2 protein-coding genes are annotated in these 2,027 nt (G+C 55.6%); both read left to right on the top strand.

Features of this window, described 5'->3' with window-relative positions; all coding sequences use genetic code 11:
- A partial coding sequence (locus HUO07_RS22110; protein ID WP_176305133.1) for a multicopper oxidase domain-containing protein occupies positions 1-1,084 on the top strand: 1,084 nt, incomplete at its 5' end.
- Between the two features lie 9 nt (positions 1,085-1,093).
- Entirely contained in the window at positions 1,094-1,864 is a 771-nt protein-coding gene (locus HUO07_RS21435) for a copper resistance protein B (RefSeq protein ID WP_176305132.1), read from the top strand.
- Positions 1,865-2,027: the final 163 nt, after the last annotated feature.

Genomic DNA, 2,027 nt, shown 5'->3' with positions numbered 1-2,027 from the left:
CCTGCTCAACGGCCACTCCCCCCAGGAAAACTGGAACGCGCTGTTCAAGGCCGGTGAGCGGGTACGGCTACGCGTGATTAACGGTTCGGCCATGTCATACTTCGATGTCCGTATACCTGGCCTGAAGATGACCGTGGTGGCCGCCGATGGCCAGCCAGTGCAACCCGTGCCTGTTGATGAGTTCCGTATTGGCGTGGCGGAAACGTACGATGTGCTTGTTTCACCAGAAGATGATCGAGCCTATACCATCTTCGCCGAAGCCATGGATCGGAGTGGCTACGCTCGCGCCACGCTAGCCCCGCGTGAAGGCATGCAGGCGGAGATTCCCAAGCGCCGCCAAATTGCCGACCGCGGCATGGAAGCCATGGGTGCCCACGGTATGGGCGGTATGGATCACTCCAACATGGCGGGGATGGATCACTCTGGCATGTCCAACATGTCGGGGATGGATCACTCTGGCATGTCCAACATGTCGGGGATGGATCATTCCAGCATGGCTGGGATGGATCACTCCGGTATGTCCAACATGCAAGGCATGGATCACTCTACTATGGGGGGGATGGCAGCCGAGCAGGCCAAAATAGGCGCAAATGGTTTGCTTCTCGCCGGTGAAGCTCAGCCGGGCTCTCGCTATAACCAGGCGGGAATCGGCATTGATCCTGACGAACGACGCGTATTGGTTTACCGGGATCTCAAAGCGTTCACACCATGGCCTGATCGCCGTGAGCCAGGCCGTGAGCTTGAGCTGCACCTGACCGGCAATATGGAGCGTTATATGTGGTCGTTCGACGGTAAGAAGTTTAGCGAAGTGACCGGCCCTATTCATTTTGAGAAAGATGAGCGGCTGCGCCTAATTCTGATTAACGACACCATGATGGAGCATCCTATCCACCTCCACGGCATGTGGATGGAGCTGGAAAACGGCCAGGGTGAATTGATTCCGCGCAAACACACCTTGAACGTGAAGCCCGGCGAGCGCGTGTCTGCGCTGATCACTGCAGACGCCGAGGGCAGTTGGGCGTTCCACTGCCACCTTCTCTATCACATGGATGCCGGCATGTTCCGCGTTGTTCAGGTTTCTTAAGGAGGCAGTATGAAAACCAAGCACTACTTAACCCTCGCCAGCGCCGCCCTCGGCATGGCCGCCGCCACGACTGCTCAAGCCGAAGACGGCTATGACGCCCCGGCCGGCTGGCCGTCACCGGTCGTGGAGCACCCGATGACCACGGTACGGGTCGATCGCTTGGAATATGCTTCGCCCGACAAGGGGGGGGATGCCTTGGTCTGGGATTTCCAGGCCTGGTATGGCGGTGATTTCAATCGCCTATACGTGGAAGGCGAAGGCGAAAACGTCCAGGGCGATGGCGAAGATGCAGAATTCGAGTCCCTCAACCTGCTTTATAGTCGTTTGATTGCCGACTTCTGGGAACTTCAGGGCGGCATCGGTTATCAGGGCGGTATCGCTACGAATGACTATCCCGAACGCTATTTCGGCGTCATCAGCCTATTGGGGCTCGCCCCCTATCGCTTCGAGACCGATCTCGACTTGATGATAAGCGATGAAGGCGATATCTCCGCCAGCCTGGAAAGCGAGTACGATCTGCGCCTGACTCAGCGGCTCTACCTACAGCCGCGTACCGAAATTGCCGTAGCTGCCAGCGAAGTTAAGGAGTTTGGTGTGGGTGAGGGCCTTAACTCAGTGCGTGTCGGCATGCGCCTGGGCTACGAAGTGACCAGACGCTTTGCGCCTTACGTGGGCGCTTACTGGGTAAAAGAGTATGGCGATACCGCTGACCTTTCTCGTGCTGGCGGGAATAATACCGAAGATACCGGCGTGGTGGCAGGTGTCAGGTTAATATTTTAAATCGTTAAGCACTCTATAACTTGCGCCACCGGAAGGTGGCGTTTTTTTTGCTAAAAAACCACTAAATTCAGCTTCAATTCATACTCTAAGGTTATTATTAAATTGTAAATAACCAACGGAGTAAACCACCATGAAATTTAAAGCAATTATTTTTGGCGCAACG

It is taken from the genome of Vreelandella maris, assembly GCF_013371085.1.
Classification (GTDB): Bacteria; Pseudomonadota; Gammaproteobacteria; order Pseudomonadales; family Halomonadaceae; genus Vreelandella; species Vreelandella maris.
This window is presented reverse-complemented; position numbering and strand designations above follow the sequence as displayed.

What these genes read in the sequence shown, in the direction of transcription:
- HUO07_RS21435 (WP_176305132.1), top strand. Translation starts at nt 1,094, where the DNA reads ATGAAAACCAAGCACTACTTAACCCTCGCCAGCGCCGCCCTCGGCATG.